Origin of the sequence: Streptomyces sp. NPDC001914, from assembly GCF_042891215.1 — a bacterium.
Classification (GTDB): domain Bacteria; phylum Actinomycetota; class Actinomycetes; order Streptomycetales; family Streptomycetaceae; genus Streptomyces.
The window spans coordinates 313,395-334,572 of the sequence record NZ_JBIASW010000008.1 but is presented as its reverse complement, the minus strand read 5'-3'; the positions used below and the strand labels follow the sequence as shown (position 1 = coordinate 334,572).

The window sequence follows — 21,178 nt, the reverse complement described above, 5'->3', positions numbered from 1 at the left end:
TCCCTGGTTCGCCCGGCCAGGCAACCGGGTCAGGCGCCGAGTTCGCGGACCGCCTCCGCGAACGCGTCACCGCGCTTGTTGTAGTTGGCGAACATGTCCATGGACGCACAGGCCGGGGCCAGCAGCACCGTGTCCCCGGGCTCGGCGAGCCTCCTGGCCTCCTGGACAGCCGCGAGCATCGCCCCAGTGTCGGTCCGGCCGAGGTCGACGACCGGCACTTCGGGGGCGTGTCGCGCGAGGGCTTCACGGATCAGCGCGCGGTCCGCGCCGATCAGGACGACGCCCCTCAGCCGCTTCGCCGACCGGGCGACGAGCTCGTCGAAGGTCGCGCCCTTGGCGAGTCCTCCGGCGATCCACACGATCGACTCGTAGGCCGCCAAGGAGGCTTCCGCGGCATGCGTGTTGGTGGCCTTGGAGTCGTCGACGTAGGCGACCTCGTCGACGTCGGCCACGTGCGCGATGCGGTGCGCGTCCGGGGTGAAGGCCCGCAGTCCGTCCCGTACGGCCGTCGGGGGCACCCCGAAGGCGCGCGCGAGGGCCGCCGCGGCAAGGGCGTTGGCGACGTTGTGCGGGGCGGGCGGAGTGACGTCGGAGACCTCCGCCAGCTCCTGGGCGTTCCGCTGCCGGTTCTCGACGAAGGCGCGGTCGACCAGGATGCCGTCCACGACGCCGAGTTGGGAGGGTCCCGGAGCGCCGAGGGTGAAGCCGACGGCGCGGCAGCCCTCCTCGACGTCCGCGGCGCGCACCAGGTCCTCGGTGGCCTTGTCGGCCACGTTGTAGACGCACGCGACCCGATTGCCCTCGTAGATACGGCCCTTGTCGGCGGCGTACGCCTCCATGGAGCCGTGCCAGTCGAGGTGGTCGGGCGCGAGGTTCAGCACGACCCCGGAGTGGGCGCGCAGCGAGGGCGCCCAGTGGAGCTGGTAGCTGGAGAGTTCGACCGCGAGGACGTCGTACTCCTCCTCGCCGAGGACGGCGTCGAGGAGCGAGACACCGATGTTGCCGACCGCCGCGGTGCGCAGGCCCGCCGCCTTCAGGATGGAGGCGAGCATCTGGACGGTCGTGGTCTTGCCGTTGGTGCCGGTGACCGCGAGCCAGGGAGCCGCCTTCCTGCCGTCCAGTTCCCGCAGCCGCCAGGCGAGTTCGACGTCGCCCCAGACCGGGACGCCCGCCGCGGCGGCCGCGGTGAACAGCGGCTTGTCCGGCTGCCAGCCGGGCGCGGTCACGATGAGCTCGGTGCCCTCGGGCAGGGTCGCGCCGTCACCGAGGCGCACGGTGACGCCGAGTGCCTCCAGGTCCGCGGCCTGGGCACGGGCCCGTTCGTCGTCGCCGTCGTTGACGACGGTGACGAGCGCTCCGAGGCCGTGCAGGACCTTGGCCGCCGGGATGCCCGAGACGCCGAGGCCGGCGACGGTGACGTGCTTTCCCTGCCAGTTGGTCACTTCTTGGCTGCCCATCCTGCGTAGAAGAGGCCGAGTCCGACGATCACGCAGATGCCCTGGATGATCCAGAATCGGACCACCACAAGGACTTCGGACCAGCCCTTGAGTTCGAAGTGGTGCTGGAGCGGGGCCATGCGGAAGACACGCTTCCCGGTCAGCTTGAAGGAGCCGACCTGGATGACCACCGACATGGTGATGAGGACGAACAGGCCGCCCATGATGGCCACCAGCAGCTCGGTGCGGGAGAGGATGGCCAGGCCGGTGAGGACACCGCCGAGGGCGAGCGAACCCGTGTCGCCCATGAAGATCTTGGCGGGCGACGTGTTCCACCACAGGAAGCCGAGGCAGGCGCCCATCAGGGCGGAGGCCACGACGGCCAGGTCGAGCGGATCGCGCACCTCGTAGCAGGCGCCCGGGTTGGTCAGGGTCGTCGCGTTGGCGCAGGACTCCTGGAACTGCCAGACGCCGATGAACGTGTAGGCGCCGAAGACGAGGACGGAGGCGCCGGTGGCGAGGCCGTCCAGACCGTCGGTCAGGTTCACGCCGTTCGACATCGCGAGGATCATGAACAGCGCCCAGATCACGAACAGCACCGGGCCGATCTTCCAGCCGAAGTCGGTGATGAACGACAGCTTGGTGGAAGCCGGGGTGTTGCCCCGGTTGTCGGGGAACATCAGGGCCAGCACCGCGAAGGAGATGCCGACGATCAGCTGTCCCGCCATCTTCGCCTTGGCCCGCAGACCGAGCGACCGACGCTTGACGATCTTGATGTAGTCGTCCAGGAAGCCGACCATGCCCATGCCGAACATCAGGCCGAGGACCAGCAGACCCGAATAGGTGGGCGGGTAACCGGTGATGAGCTTGCTCAGGAAGTACGCGGCGATCGTCGCCAGGATGAAGGCGATACCACCCATGGTCGGCGTACCGCGCTTGCTGGCGTGCTCGCGCGGGCCGTCGTCGCGGATGTACTGACCGTAGCCCTTGCGGGCCAGCAGCTTGATCAGCAGTGGAGTGCCGGCCAGGGTCAGGAACAGACCGAGGACTCCCGCGAACAGGATCTGCTTCATCATCGGGCGGAAACCTCACCCTCGGTACCGTCGGCGAGCAGCGCGAGCGCCACCCGTTCCAGCCCGACGGACCTGGACGCCTTCACGAGCACGACGTCCCCTGGGCGCAGCTCGCTGCGCAACAGGTCGACAGCCGCCTGTGCGTCGGACACGTGCACCGACTCCTCACCCCACGAACCCTCGTTATATGCGCCCAGTTGCAGCCAGGACGCTTCCCTGCCCCCGACCGCGACGAGCTTGCCGACATTGAGCCGGACGGCAAGCCGTCCGACCGCGTCGTGCTCGGCGAGCGCCGCGTCCCCGAGCTCGGCCATCTGACCGAGCACCGCCCACGTGCGGCCCCCTTGTGCCTGATGGGCCTTGCCCATCGCCGCGAGCGCGCGCAGGGCGGCCCGCATCGACTCGGGGTTCGCGTTGTAGGCGTCGTTGACGACCGTCACGCCGTCCGGACGCTCGGTGACCTCCATCCGCCAGCGGGAGAGGGAGCCCGCCTCGGAGAGCGCGCGGGCGATCTCGTCTGCGGACATGCCCAGCTCATGGGCGACGGCGGCCGCGGCGAGCGCGTTCGACACGTGATGCTCACCGTACAGGCGCATGGTCACATCACTGCACCCGGAGGGTGTGCGAAGACTGAAGGAAGGCTGTCCGCCCTCCGTGAGCCGGACGTTCTCGGCCCGTACGTCCGCTTCGCCGGACTCTCCGAAGAGGATCACGCGTGCCTTGGTGCGCGACGCCATGGCGCGGACGAGGGGATCGTCCGCGTTGAGGATCGCGGCGCCGTCCTCGGGAAGGCTCTCGACGAGCTCGCCCTTTGCTTGCGCGATCTGTTCGCGGCCGCCGAACTCGCCGATGTGGGCGGTGCCGACGTTGAGGACGAGACCGATCTTCGGCGGGGTGAGCTCCGTCAGGTACCGGATGTGGCCGATGCCGCGGGCGCCCATCTCCAGCACGAGGAACTTCGTCTCCTCGGTGGCGCTGAGCGCGGTGAGCGGCAGTCCGATCTCGTTGTTGAGGGAACCGGGGGTGAAGACGGTCGGCGCCTTGCTGCGCAGCACCTGGGCGATCAGGTCCTTGGTGCTGGTCTTGCCCGCGGAGCCGGTGAGGGCCACGAGGGTCGCGCCGAGCCGTTCGACGACATGGCGGGCGAGGGCGCCGAGGGCCGTCTGCACGTCGTCGACGACGATGGCGGGCACCCCGACGGGGCGGGACGCGAGGACGGCGGCCGCGCCGGCCCCGATCACCGCCCCGGCGTAGTCGTGGCCGTCCACGCGTTCGCCGACGAAGGCGACGAAGAGGCTTCCGGGCTCCACTTCACGGGAGTCCCTGACGACCGGTCCGGTGACCTTCAGCTCCGGATCCGGTATGTCGTACGTCTGCCCGCCGACGACTGCTGCGATCTCGGCGAGGGAGAGGGCGATCACAAGTTCATCCCTGGGGCTGCTGGATAGCTTCGCGGAGCACCTGGCGGTCGTCGAAGGGACGCACCACCCCGGCGATGTCCTGGCCCTGCTCGTGGCCCTTGCCGGCGACGAGCACGGTGTCCCCCGGCTTTGCGCGCGCGACGGCCGCGGCGATGGCGGCGGCCCGGTCCTCGAAGACCTGGACCTCGCCCCGCTCGTGGGCCGGCACCTCGGCGGCGCCCGCGAGCATCGTGGCGAGGATCGCCAGCGGGTCCTCGGAGCGGGGGTTGTCGGAGGTGAGGACGGCGGTGTCGGCGAGCCGGGCCACGGCCGCGCCCATCGGCATCCGCTTGGTCCTGTCCCGGTCCCCGCCGCAGCCGAGCACCACGTGCAGCCGGCCCTCGGTGACCTTGCGCAGGGCGCGCAGGACGGATTCGACGGCGTCCGTCTTGTGGGCGTAGTCGACGACGGCCAGGTAGGGCTGGCCCACGTCCACGCGCTCCAGCCGGCCCGGGACGCCGGGGACGGCGGCGATTCCGTCGGCCGCGGTCTGCGGGTCGATCCCGGCGGCCGCGAGGGCGACGATCGCGGCGAGCGTGTTCGCCACGTTGAAGGGACCGGCGAGCGGCGAGCGGGCGGTGATCCGCTCGCCCTTGGGGCCGACGGCGGTGAACGTCGAGTCCATCGGGCCGACTTCGACCTCCTCGGCGCGCCAGTCGGCGTCCGGGTGGCCCTCGGCGGAGAAGGTGACGACGGGGACCGTGGCCTCCTCCGCGAGCCTGCGGCCGTACTCGTCGTCGAGGTTCACGACGCCGAGCCGGCTGCGCCGGGCCGTGAAGAGCTGGGCCTTGGCCTGGAAGTAGTCCTCCATGCCCGTGTGGAACTCCATGTGTTCCGGGCTGAGGTTGTTGAAGACGGCGACGTCGAAGACGCAGCCGTCGACGCGGCCGAGGACCAGCGCGTGGCTGGAGACCTCCATCGCGACCGAGTCGACCCCGCGCTCGCGCATGACGGCGAACAGGGCCTGGAGGTCGGTGGCCTCGGGTGTCGTGCGCTCGGACTTGATGCGCTCGTCGCCGATGCGCATCTCCACCGTGCCGATCAGGCCGGTGGAGCGGACGGTCTTCAGGCCGCCCTCGACGAGGTAGGCCGTCGTGGTCTTGCCCGAGGTGCCGGTGATGCCGATCTGGAGGAGATCGCGCCCCGGGTGGCCGTAGATGGTGGCCGCCAGCTCGCCCATCGATCCGCGCGGGTCCTCGACGACGAGGACCGGCAGACCGGTGGCCGCGGCGCGGTCGGCGCCGGTCGGGTCGGTGAGGACGGCGACGGCGCCGAGGCCGGCCGCCTGGGTCACGAAGTCGGCGCCGTGCAGCCGGGCGCCCGGCAGAGCGGCGTACACGTCGCCGGGTCGCACCGCCCGGGAGTCATGGGTGATGCCCGTGACCCCGGCGTCGCTCTCCGGCTGCTCGGCACCCAGCTGATCTGCCAGCTCCGCGACGGGGATGGCGGAGACGTGAACCGGACGCGGCGGCCCCGGATATGTCACAGGGACGCCCTTCTGGGTGGTTTGGGACTGATCAGCTTGTGGCACGGCGGTGAGCGTACCGGGCTCACCCCCGCCGGAGCGAAGCGAGGGCGCGGACGGGGTGTGCGAGGAGGGCTGGTTCCCGGGGTCCGGGGTGATCGTTGTCACGAGTGGTTCCTGGTCCGTTGTGCGGGGGCGCTGATCACAGCGTGCGGGCGGGGGCGGTCACGGCGTGTACTCGACGGGCAGCCGGGCCGCGTGGGCGCCGGTGGGCGGGACCTGAAGGGTCTTGAGGGCGAACTCCATCACCTGCTTGAAGACGGGTCCGCAGATCTGGCCGCCGAAGTAGCTGCCCTTCGTGGCGTTCTGGATCGCGCAGTAGACGGTGACGCGGGGCTTGTCGGCGGGAGCGAAGCCGGCGAAGGAGGAGGTGTAGCCGTGGTACTTCCCGGTGGCCGGATCCACGCGGTTGGCCGTACCGGTCTTGCCCGCGACCCGGTACCCGGGGATGCGCGCCTTGATGCCGGTGCCCTGCTTGTCGTCCACCACGGACTCCAGCATCTGGGCGAGTGTCTTCGCCGTCTTCTCGCTCACGACCCGGGTCTTCTTCGGCTCGGCGGCGGGTGTGAAGCGGCCGTCGGGCCCCTTCGTGCCGCGCACCAGGGTCGGCTCGACGCGGACGCCGCCGTTGGCGATCGTCGAGTAGACCGAGGCCGCCTGCATCGCGTTGATCGACACGCCCTGGCCGAAAGGGATCGTGTACTGCTGCGAGGTCGACCACTTGTCGGCGGGCGCGAGGATGCCCGCCGTCTCGCCGGGGAACCCGAGCCCGGTGTGGCTGCCGATGCCGAACTTGCGCAGATACGAGTAGAGGACCTGGTTGGCCTGTTTCTGGGTCTTGCCGAGCTGGCCGGTCGCCAGGATGGTGCCGATGTTGCTGGACATGGCGAGCACGCCGTTGAGCGTGAGGTACCAGGTCTTGTGGTTGACGTCGTCCTGGAAGAGCCGGTCGCCGCGGTGCAGCCGGTTGGGCACGACGACATGGGTCGCGGGCGTCGCCGCGTTCTCCTGGAGGACGGCGGCCATCGACATCAGCTTGGCGGTGGAGCCCGGCTCGTACGCGTCCTGGAGGGCCGCGTTGCCCATGGCCGCCGCGTCGGCCTGGGTGAGGTCGTTGGGGTCGAAGCCGGGCGCGTTGGCCATGGCGAGGACCTGGCCGGTCTTCGTGTCCTGCACTATCACGTAGCCGCGGTCCGCCTTGGACTTCTTCACCTGCTCGGTGATGGCGTCCTGCGCGGCCCACTGGATGTCCCGGTCGATGGTGAGCTCGACGTCGGAACCGGCCACGGCCGGTGTCTCGGTGGAGCCCACGGTCGGCACCTGGCGGCCTCCGGACTGGGCGTAGCGGATCTTGCCGTCCTTGCCGGTGAGCTCCTTGTTCAGCTGCTGCTCGACACCGCCGCCGCCCTTGCCCTCGGCGTTGACCCAGCCCAGTATCCCGGCGGCCAGATCACCGTTCGGGTACACGCGCTTGCTGGCCGGCACCGCGAGGACCCCCGCGAGGACGTTGACCGTGTTCCGGTCGGTCTCGGCCTTGCTTCCGAGCGTGCTCTTCAGGTCCTTGATCTGCTGCCAGACCTGGGGGGTGCGGCGGTGCGCGAGGAGGACGTAGCGGGTGTTCTTCGTGCGCAGCTTCCTGGCGACGGTGTCGACGTCCTGGCCGATGATCGGACCGAGGAGGGCCGCGGCCTGTTCGGGGGCGTCCCCCACCTCGGTGGCCTCGCGCGTGAACATCGTCGGGTCCGCGGTGATGTCGTACGCGTCCACGCTCGTCGCCAGCTCGACGCCGTCGCGGTCGGTGATCCCGCCGCGCTCGGCGGCCAGGGTGCGCCCGACGTACCGGTTCTGCTCGGCCTTGGCGGCGTAGGTGCCCGCGTCCACGGCCTGCACCTGGAGCAGCCGCACGACGAACGCGATCATCACCAGCGTCAGGGCCAGGCTGACCATGCGCAGGCGGGGGCGCGGGCTGCCGAGCCGGATGAGGCGCGGGCCGTCGGAGCGCTGCGCGGCCGGGCGGCGCCCTGGGCGGGCGCCCGGCCCCGGGCGGTTCCGGCCGGCCGGGCGCGCGGGCCTGGCGGGGCCGGGCACGCGGCGGCGCGGCGGTTCCCTGTCGGACACTTCCGTCACCTGCCAGGGGTCGTGGAGGGCTGTTCGGACACTCCCGCGGAGGGCTGCCGCGGGCCGGGAGCCGGTGTCGCGTTGCGTACAGCGCCCGCGGCCCGGCCCGTGGTGCGGGCGGGGGCGAGGACCTCGGGCGGGGGGACCATCGGGGACCGCGCGGCGGAACCGGCGGCTCCGGGAACGCCCTTGACGGTGCCGTCGGGATCGAGGAAGGCCGGGTCGCCGCCGGGGACCATGCCGAGTTCGCGGGCGCGGCGCTGGAGGGCGTCGGGGGCCGCGTAGGCGTCCACGTCCCGCTGGAGGGCCTGTTCCTCGTCGGTCAGGCTCTTGGTCTCCTTCTGGAGGTCGTCCAGGCGGAACGCGCCCTCGCTGAGCGCCGAGTTCAGCACGAGGAGCCCGATGAGGCCGCCGCCGAGGAGAAGGACCACCAGGAGGACGAAGGGGGTGCGGGCGGCCTGGCCCGCCCCGGCCGGAAGGAGCCGCGCGAGCCGGGCGGCCCGCCCCTTGAGTTCGGGTCTGCCGCTCACGCGCCCTCCCTGTGGCTCTGGTGTGCCGCCTTCACGGCCGCTCCATGGGTCCGGTTCCCCTACTCACGAATCCACCGCCGGTTCGGTTCCCGGCCTCGAAGAGCGGCCGCGGCGCCCGATGCCCGGTGCCCGCCCTCCGGCGGGTCCGGGAAACGGGCCCGGGGCGTCGCACGGTCCGGGTTTCCGCCTCACGGCCTCTCCTTCTCCCCTCGCCTATTCGACGGATTCCTCGCGGATGCGCTCCGCTCCCCGCAGCCGGGCGGGGGCGGCCCGCCGGTTCTCGGCGACCTCCTCCTCGGTGGGAAGTTCGGCACCGCGGGTGAGGAGCTTGAGCCGGGGCTGGTAGCGCTCGGGGACGACCGGCAGTCCGGGCGGCGCGGTGTTGGCGGCGCCGGCCGCGAACACCTGCTTGACCAGCCGGTCCTCCAGCGAGTGGTAGGACAGCACGGCGATCCGGCCGCCCACGGCGAGTGCCTTCACGGCCGCGGGAATCGCCCGCTCCAGGACGCTCAGTTCGCCGTTGACCTCGATGCGCAGTGCCTGGAAGGTGCGCTTGGCCGGGTTGCCGCCGGTGCGCTTGGCGGCCTGGGGCAGCGCGTCGCGGATCAGCTCGACGAGCCGCGCGCTGTTGGTGAAGGGCTCCTTCTCGCGCTCGCGCACGATCGCGGAGACGATCCTCTTGGCCTGCTTCTCCTCGCCGTACGCCCGCAGGATCCGCACCAGTTCGCCCGGCGGGTAGGTGTTGAGGACCTCGGCGGCGCTCATGCCGGCCGTCTGGTCCATGCGCATGTCGAGCGGGGCGTCCTGCGCGTACGCGAATCCCCGGTCGGCCTCGTCGAGTTGCATGGAGGAGACGCCGAGGTCGAACAGGACGCCCTGGACGCGCGGGACGCCCAGGCGGTCGAGGACCTCGGGGAGTTCGTCGTAGACGGCGTGCACCAGGTCGGCGCGGGTGCCGTAGGGGGCGAGCCGCTCTCCGGAGAGGCGCAGCGCCTCCTTGTCACGGTCCAGGGCGACGAGCCGCACTCCGGGGAAGCGGGTCAGCAGTGCCTCGCTGTGACCGCCGAGTCCGAGCGTGCAGTCGACGACGACCGCTCCCGGCTCGGCGAGGGCCGGGGCGAGCATGTCCAGGCACCGCTGGAGCATGACCGGGACGTGTCGGGTCCGCCCCTCCGGTCGCCCGCCGTCACCCTCGTCGGGAAGCGCTTCGCGCCCTTTCATTCCGGGCCCTCTCAGGTCCGGCGCGGCCATACGCACTGCCGGGTCCCCACCCGCTCGGGAAGGGGAGGCCGCCGGCGCCGGATGAAGGGCGTCGGCCGACCGGGAGCGGGAGGAGGCCGAGCCGTACGTACGCGCCGCGCACGCGGGGAAACTCCGGAAGGTCGCCGGGTCTCCTGGGGAGAACAGTGCAGCGGAAGAGCCTCGCCTCCCGCTTCGCGTCACTTTAGTCCACGGTGTCTCGCGGTCAACCAACCGGCTTGCGCGTCGCGGACGGCGCCCGGACCGAAGCCGCGTATCCGGAAGAATCACCCGAACGGGCAGGCCGTCACCGCCCGTGTGGATTACCTCACAACAAGCCGCGATGACATTCTTTGTCCCCTCTCACAACAGGCCTCGCCCGGGCGTGACCAGTAACGTCGCGGGTATGACGACTTCCGCATCCGTTCCCACCGAGCCCGAAGACGCCATAGACACGAAGCGCTCGGTCACCGACCGCCTCGTGGACGCGAACGGGAAATACGCCGCCGCCTTCACCGACCCGGGGATGGACGCCCGCCCCGTCCAGCGGGTCGCCGTGGTCGCCTGCATGGACGCGCGCCTCGACCTGCACGCCGCGCTCGGCCTGAAGCTCGGCGACTGCCACACCATCCGCAACGCGGGCGGCGTGGTCACCGACGACGTGATCCGCTCCCTCACGATCAGCCAGCGCGCGCTCGGCACCCGCAGCGTTGCCCTGATCCACCACACCGGCTGCGGCCTGGAGTCCCTCACGGAGGAGTTCCGGCACGACCTGGAGATGGAGGTCGGCCAGCGCCCCGCGTGGGCGGTCGAGGCGTTCCGGGACGTCGACCAGGACGTACGGCAGTCGATGCAGCGGGTGCGCACGTCCCCTTTCCTGGTGCACACCGACGACGTCCGCGGCTTCGTCTTCGACGTCACGACCGGCCTGCTGCGGGAGATCGACCCCTCCTGACCTGCCCCGCCGGGGCCCCGGTCGCCGGTCCTCCGCAGCTCGTGGGACCCTCTCTGCACAAAAAGCCCCGGCCGTCCGGTGGCCAAAGAGCCGTAAGAACTGACATATCGCGGCCACTTGTCCACAGGCGGATGACACGAACCGGTAACGGCAACAAGAATGCGGGTGTGGCGTCACGCGGAACCTTTCGCGCGTGGTGCCCGTGTTTCGGGGTGGGCCGGTCCGCACAGGGCGTCGGCCCGAACGGGCCGAGGAGGGCCGGGTGACGACCTATGACGATCGAGCGAGCCTCACTGATCTGACCGCCACTGCGGAGCGTGTCCGCAGTTCGGTGGAAGGAGTGATCGAAGGCAAGCCTGAGGTCGTACGGCTTTCGCTGACCGTGCTGCTCGCCGAGGGCCATCTTCTGATCGAGGATGTCCCCGGCGTCGGCAAGACCATGCTCGCCAAGGCGCTGGCGCGTTCCATCGACTGTTCGGTGCGGCGCATCCAGTTCACCCCCGACCTGCTGCCCTCGGACATCACGGGTGTCTCCATCTGGGACCAGCAGCGCCGGGACTTCGAGTTCAAGCCGGGCGCGATCTTCGCCCAGATCGTGATCGGCGACGAGATCAACCGCGCCTCGCCCAAGACGCAGTCCGCGCTCCTGGAGTCGATGGAGGAGCGCCAGGTCACGATCGACGGGCAGACCTACGAACTGCCCAGCCCGTTCATGGTGGTGGCCACCCAGAACCCGGTCGAGATGGAGGGCACCTACCCTCTGCCGGAGGCCCAGCGCGACCGCTTCATGGCCCGGGTCTCCATCGGCTACCCCAGCGCGGAGGCCGAGCTCCAGATGCTGGACGTCCACGGCGGCGTGAACCCGCTGGACGACCTCCAGCCCGTCGCCCACGCGCACGACATCGTGAAGCTGATCGACGCGGTCCGCACGGTCCACGTCGCCGACCCGGTGCGCCGCTACGCGGTGGACCTGGTGGCGGCCACGCGCACCCACCCCGACCTGAGACTCGGCGCCTCGCCGCGTGCCACGCTGCACCTGCTGCGCGCGGCGAAGGCGTCCGCCGCCCTCAGCGGCCGGGAGTACGCCCTGCCGGACGACGTGCAGGCCCTCGCCGTCGCGGTCCTGGCCCACCGCCTGCTGCCCACGGCGCAGGCCCAGTTGAACCGCCGCACCTCCGAGCAGGTCGTCCAGGAGATCATCCAGCGCACCCCGGTGCCCGCCGCTCCCCAGCAGTCCGGCCTCTCGATGGGCCGGGGCGCGCCCACGTACGGTCAGCAGCCGCCCCGGAGGCTGTGATGACACAGGCGAGCACGGGCCACACCGCCGAGGACAAGGGCGGGCTGCGCACCGCGCTCGCCGGTCTCACCACACGCGGCCGCTCGTTCCTGGCCGCCGGGGTGGCCGCCGCGATCTGCGCCTACGTCCTCGGGCAGAGCGAGCTGCTCCGGGTCGGCCTGCTCCTCGCGGTGCTGCCGCTGGTCTGCGCGACCGTCCTGTACCGCACCCGCTACCGCGTCGCGGGCAGCCGCAGGCTCTCCCCCGGGCGGGTCCCCGCGGGCTCCGAGGCCCGCGTGCATCTGCGCATGGACAACGTCTCGCGGCTGCCCACCGGCCTGCTGATGCTCCAGGACAAGGTGCCCTACGTCCTCGGTCCGCGCCCCCGCTTCGTGCTGGACCGGGTCGAGGCGGGCGGCCGCCGCGAGGTGTCCTACCGCGTGCGCTCGGACCTGCGCGGCCGCTATCCGCTGGGCCCGCTGCAACTGCGGCTGACCGACCCGTTCGGGATGTGCGAGCTGACCCGCTCCTTCTCGGCGTACGACACCCTGACCGTCATACCGCGCGTGGAGGCGCTGCCGCCGGTGCGGCTGATCGGTGAGGCGAAGGGGTACGGCGACGGGCGGCAGCGCTCGCTCGCCCTGGCCGGCGAGGACGACATCATTCCGCGCGGGTACCGCTACGGCGACGACCTGCGCCGCGTGCACTGGCGGCTGACCGCCCGCTACGGCGAGCTGATGGTCCGCCGCGAGGAACAGCCCCAGCGCTCGCGCTGCACCGTGCTGCTGGACACCCGGGGCATCGCCTTCCAGGGCGCGGGACCCGACTCGGCCTTCGAATGGGCCGTCTCGGGAACGGCCTCGACACTGCTGCACATGCTCGAACGGGGCTTCTCGGTGCGCCTGCTGACGGACACCGGCAGCTCGGTGCCCGGCGAGGGCGCCGACGGGTTCGCCGGCGCGGGCCAGGAGTCGGCGGACGCCGCCGGGATGATGATGGACACGCTCGCCGTCGTGGACCACTCGGACGGCACGGGCCTCTCCCGGGCGTACGAGGTGCTGCGCGGCGGCAACGAAGGACTGCTGATCGCCTTCCTCGGCGATCTCGACGAGGAGCAGGCGACCGTGCTCGGCAAGATGCGCCAGCGCAGCGGCGGGGCCGTCGCGTTCCTGCTCGACAGCGAGTCCTGGGGCCGGGAACCCACGGACGTCCCCGGCCCGTTGGAGGAGGGCATGGACCCGCTGCGCATGCTGCGCGAGGCGGGCTGGACCGCCGTGTCGGTGCCGCGGGGGGCGTCGCTCGCCGACCTGTGGCGCGAGGCGGACCGTCAGCGCACCCACGGGGCGTCGACGGGTACTACCGCGGGGGGTGGTGGGGCATGAGCGGGCGGGCCAGGCTGGCGCTGTTCGCGGCGGCGGCCACACTGATGACGTCGTGTGCGCTGCTGCCGCTGGTGAGTCCGGCGACGTGGATCTTCCAGGCGGCGTTCCTGCTGACCGTGCAGACCGGTGTCGGCGCGCTGACCCGGCGGGTCCCGCTGGCCCGGCCGCTGACCGTGGCGGTCCAGGCGCTGGTGACGCTGATGATGCTGACGCTGGTCTTCGCCCGGAGCCAGGCGCTCGCCGGGATCGTTCCCGGGCCCGAGGCATTCCAGCACTTCTCTGCGCTGCTCCGGGCAGGAGCCGACGACGTCGGCAGATACTCGATCCCCGCTCCGCTGTCGGACGGGATCCGGCTGATGGTGGTCGGCGGTGTCCTGGTGATCGGGCTCGCGGTGGACACCCTCGCGGTGACCTACCGCAGCGCCGCGCCCGCCGGCCTTCCGCTGCTCGCCCTGTACTCGGTCGCCGCGGGCCTCTCCGGCGGCGGCGCGGCCTGGCTGTGGTTCCTGCTCGCGGCCGCCGGCTATCTGATGCTGCTGCTGGCCGAGAGCCGGGACCGGCTCTCGCAGTGGGGCCGGGTCTTCGGCGGAGCGGCCCGCGGGCCCGGGCCGGAGTCCGCGAGCGGTGTCGTCGCGCCCGTCCGCACCGGCCGGCGGATCGGCGCGGTCGTGCTGGGCGTCGCCCTCTTCGTGCCGCTCGCGCTGCCCTCGCTCGACGGCGGTCTGCTGGACGGCGCGGGCCGGGGCATCGGCAACGGCACCGGGGGCGGCGGCACGATCGCCGCGGTGAACCCGCTGGTCTCGCTCCGCGACAGCCTGAACGTGGACGAGGACCGCACGGTCATGACGTACCGCACGGACACCGGGGACACACAGAACCTGTATCTGCGGATCGTCTCGCTGGACGACTTCGACGGCACCGCGTGGAAGCCGGCGCAGCGGCACATCATCGACGTGCCGGACACGTTCCCGGCGCCGGTCGGTCTGTCCGGCGAGGTCAAGCGGGCGACGATCCGGACCCGGATCGCGGCGGCCGACTGGTACGCCCAGGACTGGCTGCCGATGCCGTATCCGGCCAGCAAGGTGGACATCAAGGGGAGCTGGCGCTACGAACCAGTCGGGCGCACCCTCGTCGGCGATCACGGCCAGAACACGCGCGGCGCTCGGTACGAGGTCACGAGCCTCATGGTGGAGCCGACGGCGCAGCAGCTCGCCAGCGCCCCGGAGGCCTCGCCCGCGATGAAGCGCGAGTACACCAAGGTCCCGGAGTCGCTGCCGGCGATCGTGGCGAGGACGGCCCGCAAGGTCACCGCGGGCTCGGCCAACCACTACGAGCAGGCGGTCAAGCTCCAGGACTACTTCGCGGTCAGCGGGGACTTCCGCTACAACACCGAGGTCCAGGCCGGCAGCGGCTCCACGGCGATCGCGAACTTCCTGAAGGAGAAGGAGGGCTTCTGCGTCCACTTCTCCTTCGCGATGGCCTCGATGGCGCGCACCCTCGGGATTCCGGCCCGCGTGGCGGTGGGCTTCACGTCGGGCACCCCGCAGGCGGACGGTTCGATGGCGGTCGGGCTGCGGGACGCGCACGCCTGGCCCGAGCTGTACTTCGAGGGCGTGGGCTGGACCCGCTTCGAGCCGACCCCGAGCCGGGGTTCGGTGCCGTCGTACACCCAGACGAACACGCCGGGCGAGATCGAGTCCGCGGCCCCGAAGCCGACGTTCTCGACGTCGGCGGCGCCCTCGGCGGAGCCGTCGGCGACGGAGAGCTGCTCGCCCCAGCTCCGGAAGCTGGCGGCCTGCCCGGAGGAGTCCTCCGCGGCGGCGGTCGGTGCCCAGGACGACGACTGGCCCACGACGAGGATCCTCGGACTCGCGCTGGCCGGGCTGCTGGTGCTGGGAGTGCCGCTGTTGCCCCTGCTGTGGCGGACACGGGTCCGTGCGGTCCGGCTCGGCGGCCACGGCCGCACCGAGGCGGACGTGGCGGCGTACACGCTGGGGGCCTGGTCGGAGGTGACCGACACGGCGTGGGACTACGGGATCGCGCCGGAGGAGTCGCAGACGCCGAGAAAGGCGGCCGAGCGGATCGTCCGGATCGGGGGCCTGGACCCGGAGGCCGAGGCGGCGGTGCACCGGCTGGCCGCGGCCGTGGAGCAGGTCCTCTACGCTCCGCACCCTCGGCCGGTGACGGGCCTCGCCGCCGACGCGCGCCGGATCGGGAAGTCCTTCTGGACCTCCGCGAGCCGTCCCGCGCGGCTGCGTGCTCTCCTCGCCCCCCGTTCGGCCGTCCGGGTGATCTGGATGGCCTCGGCCGCCCGGACAAAGCTGAGCACCCGCCTCACCCCCCGCCGCCGCCCCGTCCCCCACCACCCCTCCAGCCAGAACCCCTGACACCCCGGGCCCCGGCTGCGGACAGAGGTCCCGCAGCCGGGCCGGTCCCGCTGTGGGCAGGCGTCCCGCAGGACGGGCCAGGGCACGGACCACCGTCCGGCCGCTCCCGCTGTGGGCAGGCGTCCCGCGGGGCGGGACGGGTGGGCACAGCCACCGGTGCCGGGTGCCCTGTGGACATGGCCTCCGGTCACGGGGGCGAGGCGCGGCAGCGGAACGGCATGCGTGAGGGGGCGTCCACCCGAACCCGGGTGGACGCCCCCTCACGCGTATGTCTGCGGCGACGAAGCCGACGGCTCAGTGGCCACCCTGCTCGTCACGACGACGCTGCCAGCGCTGTTCGATCCGCTCCATCATGGAACGGCGTTGTCGCCCCTGCCGACGAGCGGCGGACGAGCCCGGAACGGTCGGCTGTTCACCCGGCTTGGGAGCCTTGCGCCAACCGGTGACGGCGAGCACCGCACAGCCCAGCATGACGAGGAAGCCCACCACGCTCAGCCAGATCTGAACCGCGACCATTCCAGCCATGAGGAGCGCGATACCCACCAGGAAGCCCGCGACCGCCTGGTAGACCCGTCGCCGGGTGTACGTACGCAGCCCGCTTCCCTCAAGCGCTGTCGCGAACTTGGGATCTTCGGCGTACAGCGCTCGCTCCATCTGCTCGAGCATTCGCTGCTCGTGCTCCGAGAGCGGCACGGAGTCCTCCTCATCGTGCAGTCGCCGGGGCGACCGGGGGTCCCCTTCAGGATAGGCAGGGAATCGGCCCCGTGAAACCCGCCCTCTACGCCAATTCGCCGACCGGAACCCTTCATGGCGGCCCGGTGCGCTGAGGCGTGCATTCCCCAGCGAACGGTCCGTCATGCCGGACGGTCTCCCCCGATCATACGGCGCCAAGCACTCGATCGGGTGGTCTGTGGCGTACTCCATCTGCCGCCAAGCCCCTGATCAGCGACGCACCACGGGGGCCGCTCAGTCCTCCGTGGCCCCTCGGGCCTCACCCAGCACATGGAGCTGTGTGGCCACGGAGTGGAACGCGGTGAGCTCGGCCGCCGCCGCCTCCAGCTTCAGCAGGGCCTCCAGGGCACCCGGCTCGGTGTCCACCAGGACCCCCGGCACCAGGTCCGCGAAGACCCGGACACCGTGCACGGCGGCGACGTGCAGACCGGCGCCCGCGACCAGGGAGGTGAGCTGCTCGGCGGTGAACCGGTGCGGAACGGGATCACTCTCGCCCCAGCGTCCGTCCGGGTCGTCGAGCGCGTGCCGGGCCTCCTTGAAGTGCCCGGCGAGGGCGCGGGCCAGCACGGCTCCGCCCAGGCCCGCGGCGAGGAGGCTGAGCACGCCCTCGGGGCGCAGCGCGTCCACGACGTTGCGGACGCCCTCGGCCGGGTCGTCCACGTACTCCAGGACGCCGTGGCACAGCACGGCGTCGTAGCGGCCGCGCTCGACCACGTCGAACAGGCCGTGGGCGTCGCCCTGGACGCCCTGCACGCGGTCGGCGACGCCGGCCTCGGCGGCACGGCGCTCCAGCGCGAACAGCGCGTTCGGGCTGGGGTCGACGACGGTGACCCGGTGACCGAGGCGGGCCACGGGCACGGCGAAATTGCCGCTGCCGCCGCCCGTGTCGAGTACGTCGAGCGACTCCCGCCCCGCGGTCTTGACCTGACGGTCCAGGGCGTCCTTGAGGACCTCCCACACGACGGCGGTACGGAGAGAAGCGCGGGGGCGCATCGGGTCCGACACGGCAGTTGACTCCTCGGCGCGGCACCGCCCGGTGAACGGCGGAGCGAAGTTCGGGCCTCCCGGCGGGGAGGCAGCAGGCGACTCCACCCTATTGCCTCCGCCACCGTGACCGGTCCTCCGTCTCACGCGCGCCGGATCGCGCGAGGAGCGCGCGGGACCACCGGTACCCCTGCGGTCCGGGATCACCGATCCCCCGCGGTCCGCCCGGAGTTCCCTCCGGTCAGCCCGCGTCCGGAACCTCCCTGCCCATCCCGCCCGCCCTGTTCATCCCGCCCGCCCCCTCCGGCCTGTCCCGGTCTCCGTCGTGGCGGGGCTGGGGCAGCACGGGCTGCAGCGACAGCATCCGTTCGACCAGGCGCAGGAACATGTGGACGTCGCGTATCAGGTCGTCGGCGTCCCGGGTGCTGGCCGCCCCCTGGATGCCGGCCTCCGCGCGGGCACGGCGAGTGGCTCCGGAGGCGAACAGCGCGCTCCACTCGGTCAGTTCGGGAGCGATCTCCGGGAGCACTTCCCAGGCGCTGCGGATCCTGGCCCTGCGCCGGGACGACGCGGGCTCCGGGCGGACGCGCGCCGCGAGAACGGCGGCGGCGGTGCGCAGCGCGGCCAAGTGGGCCGTCGCATAACGCTCGTTGGACGTCTCCAGGGCCGTCGCCTCGTCAAGTCCGGCGCGGGCCTGGGCGAGCAGGTCGAGGGCGGCGGGCGGGGCCGTGGCCCGGCGGAGCACGGGGTGGACGTCGCCCGCCGGTCCGGTCAGTGAGGGGGCAGGGCCGGTGGCGCGGCGCCGACGGGCGGCGGCTGCGGACGAGCTGGCCATGACGAACCTCCTGTCGTCGTGTGACGGCACTGTGGCCGTATGTGCCCATCGTGCGGTATGCCACTGACAATCCGTTCTGACCTGCGGCTTTGCTTCGAGCGGCAGTTCGGGTTAGTTTTTGCACTGACCAGTCAGTTCAAAGTAGTTCGATGTGTTCCAAGGGATGGGGGAGCTGTGGACGGTCCGCACGGACTGCGTGTCACGGCCGAGGACTTCGGACTCGAAGGACCCCGCGGATGGGTTTTCCGCGGGGTCCGTCTCGACGCGGAGCCCGGATCGCTCGTCACGGTCGAGGGGCCGTCGGGATCCGGCCGCACCTGCTTGCTGCTCGCCCTCACGGGCCGGATGAAGGCCACCGAGGGGACGGCGGCCGTCGGTTCGTGGAAGCTGCCGAAGCAGATGGCCGCGGTGCGCCGGACCAGCGCGCTCGCGCACGTCCCCGGCGTCACGGACCTCGACCCCGCGCTGACCGTCGGGGAGCACCTGCGGGAACGCGCCCTGCTGCAGCGGCGGTTCGGGGGTTCGCTGCGCGCCCTGCTGCGGCCTCGCGGCGAGCGGGCCGGTGAGGCCGAGGCGCGGATCGGCGCCGCGCTGGCCGCCGCCGGGCTCGACCCGGACACGCTGCCCAAGGGCCCGAGGACCGCCGTACGTGATCTGGAACGGCTCGAAACGCTGCGGCTGTCGCTCGCGCTGGCCCTGATCGGCCGCCCCCGGCTGCTCGGCGTCGACGACACCGACCTCAAGCTCTCGGACGCCGAACGGTCCGAGGCCTGGGACCTGTTGAGGTCCCTCGCCGAGTCCGGCACGACGGTCGTCGCCGTGTGCAGCGAGGCTCCCGAGGGCGCCGTCGTCGTGTCCACCGCGCCAGCCGCCACGGCGACGGCCGCGGAGGACGAGGACCCGGGCACCGGCACCCTCGCGGCGGCTTCCGAGGACGCCGCCGACGCCGACACGGCCGCGCGGAAGGACGCCCTCTCCGACACGGCCACCACCGTCGGCACGGACACGGACGCGGCCGCCACGGTCGGCACGGACAGGGACGCGGCCACCAAGGCCGGCACAGCCAGCGACAGCGACAGCGACAGCGACAGCGACAGCGACAGCGGGAACGACAGCGGGAACGACGACACGGAGACGGCCGATGCGCTCGCCTGAACTGGCCTTTCTCGAACTCCGCCGCTTCGGCCGGGGCAAGCTCCCGCGCGCCGCCCTGGTCGCGCTCCTGCTGCTGCCCCTGCTCTACGGCGCCCTCTACCTGTGGTCGTTCTGGGACCCGTACAGCCGTCTCGACCGCATCCCCGTGGCGCTCGTGAACGACGACGAGGGGGCGACGGCCGGCGGCCGCAAGGTCACCGTCGGCGACACCATCACCGAAGGGCTGCGCGACAGCGAGACCTTCGAATGGCACGAGGTCGGCCCGGCCGAGGCCCGCCGGGGCGTGGAGGACGGCACGTACTACCTGTCGCTGACCATGCCGGGCGACTTCAGCAGGAGGATCGCCTCCAGTTCCGGGACCTCGCCCGAGACGAGCGCGCTCCAGGTGCGGACCAACGACGCCAACAACTACATCGTCGGGCAGATCTCCCGCACGGTGTTCAGCGAGGTCCGGACGGCCGCCTCCACGAAGGCCTCGCGGTCGTTCCTCGACAAGATCTTCATCTCGTTCTCGGACATCCACGGGAAGACCGTGCGGGCGGCCGACGGAGCCGACCGGCTCAGCAGCGGCATCGGCAGGGCGAAGAAGGGCTCCAAGGCCCTCGCGGACGGCCTGACGGAGGCCAAGAAGGGCAGCGGGAAGCTCTCCGGGGGCCTCAGGAAGCTCACCACGGGCGCCGGCGACCTGGAGGACGGTTCCCAGCAGGTCGCCGACGGCACTCAGGCGCTGGCCGACAAGGTCGACGGCGTCGCGGACAAGGTGGGCCCCTTCCTGGAGGACAACGAGAAGTCGATCGGCGACACGGCCGAGCTGGTCGCCGACTCCGCCGCGGGCATCCGCCACAACCTCGGCACCCTGGTGAAGACGGCCCCGGCCGCGGCCAAGGGCGCGCGCACCGCCTCCGAGGCGCTGAACGCCGTCCACCGCGCGCGGTGCGAGACCCTGCCGGTCCCCGACCCGGCGTGTCCCGAGCTGACGAAGGCGAAGGAGGCCGCCGCGGACGTCGTCGCGGTCACCGAGGACGTCAACACGCTGATCGACGACCAGGACGGCGACCTCACCGAGCTGGACAAGAACCTGGCCACCCTGGAGAAGCAGGCCCGCGCCCTCGCCGGCCGCGCCCCGCACCTCTCCGAGGACCTCGACGACGCCGTCTCGAAGATCGACAAGCTGAACGAGGGTGCCGCCGCGGTCGCCAAGGGCGCGAAGCGGCTGCACTCCGGCCTCGGCACCGCGCGGACCGGAGCGACGACCCTCGACAAGGGCGTGGGCCGGCTGGAGACCGGCGCGAGCGGCCTCGACGGCGGCCTGTACAAGCTGGTCGGCGGCTCCGGGAAGCTCGCGGGCGGTCTGCACGACGGCGCCGGGCGGATTCCCGACTACGACAAGCCGGACCGCGACCTGCGGACCGAGGTCATGGCCGATCCGGTGCGCATGGCCTCCCGGGATCTGCACAAGGCGCCCAACTACGGCACCGGTTTCGCCCCGTACTTCATCCCGCTGTCCCTGTGGGTCGGCGCGATGGTGGCGTACATGCTGATCCAGCCGCTGAACCGGCGCGCGCTCGCGGCGGGCGCCTCGGCCTGGCGCATCGCCCTGGCGGGCTGGCTGCCGGTCGCGGTCGTCGGCGTCCTGCAGACGGCCGCCCTGATGGCGGTGCTGCACTGGGCGATCGGCCTCCAGATGGCGCGGGCGGCGGGAACCGTCGGCTTCCTGTTCCTGGTGACGGCCTGCTTCGCGGCGATCGTGCAGTGGCTGAACGCCCGCTTCGGAGCGGCCGGCCGGATCCTCGTCCTGGCCTTCCTGATGCTCCAGCTCACCTCGGCGGGCGGCACGTACCCCGTCCAGACCAGTCCGGCCTTCTTCAACGCGATCCACCCCTTCCTGCCGATGAGTTACGTCGTCGAAGCCCTCCGCAGGCTCATCACGGGCGGCGGCCTGGAGCCCGTACGGACCGCGTGCGCCGTGCTGACCGCCTTCACGGTGGGCGCGCTCGCGCTCACCGCCCTGACGGCGCGCCGCAAGCAGGTGTGGACCCTCGACCGGCTGCATCCGGAGCTGAGCCTGTGACCGCGCGCGCGGGTGCTCCT

General features: G+C 72.1%; 16 protein-coding genes. 6 read left to right on the top strand and 10 right to left on the bottom strand.

Features of this window, described 5'->3' with window-relative positions:
* Positions 1 to 29: 29 nt before the first annotated feature.
* The 7 genes from murD to rsmH all read right to left on the bottom strand — a co-directional run bounded on the left by murD (position 30) and on the right by rsmH (position 9,363).
* Entirely contained in the window at positions 30 to 1,457 is a 1,428-nt protein-coding gene (gene murD, locus ACFYYF_RS24180; RefSeq protein WP_388778994.1) for a UDP-N-acetylmuramoyl-L-alanine--D-glutamate ligase, read from the bottom strand.
* Positions 1,439 to 2,512, bottom strand: coding sequence for a phospho-N-acetylmuramoyl-pentapeptide-transferase (gene mraY / locus ACFYYF_RS24175; RefSeq protein ID WP_361686155.1), 1,074 nt, complete (start codon positions 2,510 to 2,512; stop codon positions 1,439 to 1,441). The genes murD and mraY overlap by 19 nt, the downstream gene beginning before the upstream one ends.
* Positions 2,509 to 3,930 carry a UDP-N-acetylmuramoyl-tripeptide--D-alanyl-D-alanine ligase gene (gene murF, locus ACFYYF_RS24170; RefSeq protein WP_361686152.1) on the bottom strand — a complete coding sequence of 474 codons (1,422 nt, stop codon included), beginning with the start codon at positions 3,928 to 3,930 and terminating at the stop codon, positions 2,509 to 2,511. Before murF ends, mraY begins: the two co-directional genes overlap by 4 nt.
* Positions 3,931 to 3,934: 4 nt before the next feature.
* Entirely contained in the window at positions 3,935 to 5,602 is a 1,668-nt protein-coding gene (locus ACFYYF_RS24165) for a UDP-N-acetylmuramoyl-L-alanyl-D-glutamate--2,6-diaminopimelate ligase (protein ID WP_388778991.1), read from the bottom strand.
* A gap of 57 nt (positions 5,603 to 5,659) precedes the next feature.
* On the bottom strand, positions 5,660 to 7,612 hold the full coding sequence (locus ACFYYF_RS24160; RefSeq protein ID WP_388778988.1) for a peptidoglycan D,D-transpeptidase FtsI family protein: 1,953 nt from the start codon (positions 7,610 to 7,612) through the stop codon (positions 5,660 to 5,662).
* Positions 7,613 to 7,617: 5 nt separating this feature from the next.
* Positions 7,618 to 8,142 (bottom strand): hypothetical protein, encoded by a 525-nt coding sequence (locus ACFYYF_RS24155; RefSeq protein ID WP_388778985.1) that lies wholly within the window; start codon positions 8,140 to 8,142, stop codon positions 7,618 to 7,620.
* A 213-nt stretch (positions 8,143 to 8,355) separates the two neighbouring features.
* Positions 8,356 to 9,363, bottom strand: a complete 1,008-nt coding sequence (rsmH, locus tag ACFYYF_RS24150) for a 16S rRNA (cytosine(1402)-N(4))-methyltransferase RsmH (protein ID WP_388778982.1) — start codon at positions 9,361 to 9,363, stop codon at positions 8,356 to 8,358.
* 424 nt (positions 9,364 to 9,787) lie between these two features.
* Between rsmH and ACFYYF_RS24145 the strand changes: the two genes are divergently transcribed.
* The 4 genes from ACFYYF_RS24145 (at position 9,788) to ACFYYF_RS24130 (ending at position 15,381) form a co-directional block, all read left to right on the top strand.
* Positions 9,788 to 10,336 (top strand): carbonic anhydrase, encoded by a 549-nt coding sequence (locus ACFYYF_RS24145; protein ID WP_361686142.1) that lies wholly within the window; start codon positions 9,788 to 9,790, stop codon positions 10,334 to 10,336.
* A gap of 262 nt (positions 10,337 to 10,598) precedes the next feature.
* Positions 10,599 to 11,633 carry a MoxR family ATPase gene (locus tag ACFYYF_RS24140; RefSeq protein WP_365492052.1) on the top strand — a complete coding sequence of 345 codons (1,035 nt, stop codon included), beginning with the start codon at positions 10,599 to 10,601 and terminating at the stop codon, positions 11,631 to 11,633.
* A complete protein-coding gene (locus ACFYYF_RS24135) occupies positions 11,633 to 12,994 on the top strand; it encodes a DUF58 domain-containing protein (protein WP_361686138.1) in 1,362 nt (453 codons plus the stop codon). Before ACFYYF_RS24140 ends, ACFYYF_RS24135 begins: the two co-directional genes overlap by 1 nt.
* Positions 12,991 to 15,381, top strand: a complete 2,391-nt coding sequence (locus ACFYYF_RS24130; RefSeq protein WP_388778979.1) for a DUF3488 and DUF4129 domain-containing transglutaminase family protein — start codon at positions 12,991 to 12,993, stop codon at positions 15,379 to 15,381. Before ACFYYF_RS24135 ends, ACFYYF_RS24130 begins: the two co-directional genes overlap by 4 nt.
* 294 nt (positions 15,382 to 15,675) lie before the next feature.
* On the opposite strand, the gene ACFYYF_RS24125 is transcribed toward ACFYYF_RS24130, so the two are convergent.
* From ACFYYF_RS24125 to ACFYYF_RS24115, 3 genes are all read right to left on the bottom strand, one after another.
* Entirely contained in the window at positions 15,676 to 16,074 is a 399-nt protein-coding gene (locus ACFYYF_RS24125; RefSeq protein ID WP_361686135.1) for a DUF3040 domain-containing protein, read from the bottom strand.
* Between the two features lie 273 nt (positions 16,075 to 16,347).
* Complete coding sequence (locus ACFYYF_RS24120; RefSeq protein ID WP_365492046.1) at positions 16,348 to 17,118, bottom strand: methyltransferase; 771 nt, start codon at positions 17,116 to 17,118, stop codon at positions 16,348 to 16,350.
* A gap of 220 nt (positions 17,119 to 17,338) precedes the next feature.
* On the bottom strand, positions 17,339 to 17,932 hold the full coding sequence (locus ACFYYF_RS24115; protein ID WP_388778975.1) for an SAV_6107 family HEPN domain-containing protein: 594 nt from the start codon (positions 17,930 to 17,932) through the stop codon (positions 17,339 to 17,341).
* A gap of 174 nt (positions 17,933 to 18,106) precedes the next feature.
* On the opposite strand from ACFYYF_RS24115, the gene ACFYYF_RS24110 reads away from it, so the two are divergent.
* Together ACFYYF_RS24110 and ACFYYF_RS24105 are read left to right on the top strand one after the other, a co-directional pair.
* The gene (locus ACFYYF_RS24110; protein ID WP_388778972.1) at positions 18,107 to 19,087 is read left to right on the top strand and encodes an ATP-binding cassette domain-containing protein; all 981 of its coding nucleotides are present in this window, start codon (positions 18,107 to 18,109) and stop codon (positions 19,085 to 19,087) included.
* On the top strand, positions 19,074 to 21,158 hold the full coding sequence (locus ACFYYF_RS24105) for a YhgE/Pip family protein (protein WP_388778969.1): 2,085 nt from the start codon (positions 19,074 to 19,076) through the stop codon (positions 21,156 to 21,158). The genes ACFYYF_RS24110 and ACFYYF_RS24105 overlap by 14 nt, the downstream gene beginning before the upstream one ends.
* The last annotated feature ends 20 nt before the right edge of the window (positions 21,159 to 21,178 follow it).

Excerpts from the sequence above, each read along its gene's own strand:
- murD (WP_388778994.1), bottom strand. The coding sequence starts at position 1,457 with ATGGGCAGCCAAGAAGTGACCAACTGGCAGGGAAAGCACGTCACCGTC.
- mraY (WP_361686155.1), bottom strand. The coding sequence starts at position 2,512 with ATGATGAAGCAGATCCTGTTCGCGGGAGTCCTCGGTCTGTTCCTGACC.
- rsmH (WP_388778982.1), bottom strand. The coding sequence starts at position 9,363 with ATGAAAGGGCGCGAAGCGCTTCCCGACGAGGGTGACGGCGGGCGACCG.
- ACFYYF_RS24145 (WP_361686142.1), top strand. The coding sequence starts at position 9,788 with ATGACGACTTCCGCATCCGTTCCCACCGAGCCCGAAGACGCCATAGAC.
- ACFYYF_RS24135 (WP_361686138.1), top strand. The coding sequence starts at position 11,633 with ATGACACAGGCGAGCACGGGCCACACCGCCGAGGACAAGGGCGGGCTG.
- ACFYYF_RS24130 (WP_388778979.1), top strand. The coding sequence starts at position 12,991 with ATGAGCGGGCGGGCCAGGCTGGCGCTGTTCGCGGCGGCGGCCACACTG.
- ACFYYF_RS24115 (WP_388778975.1), bottom strand. The coding sequence starts at position 17,932 with ATGGCCAGCTCGTCCGCAGCCGCCGCCCGTCGGCGCCGCGCCACCGGC.
- ACFYYF_RS24105 (WP_388778969.1), top strand. The coding sequence starts at position 19,074 with ATGCGCTCGCCTGAACTGGCCTTTCTCGAACTCCGCCGCTTCGGCCGG.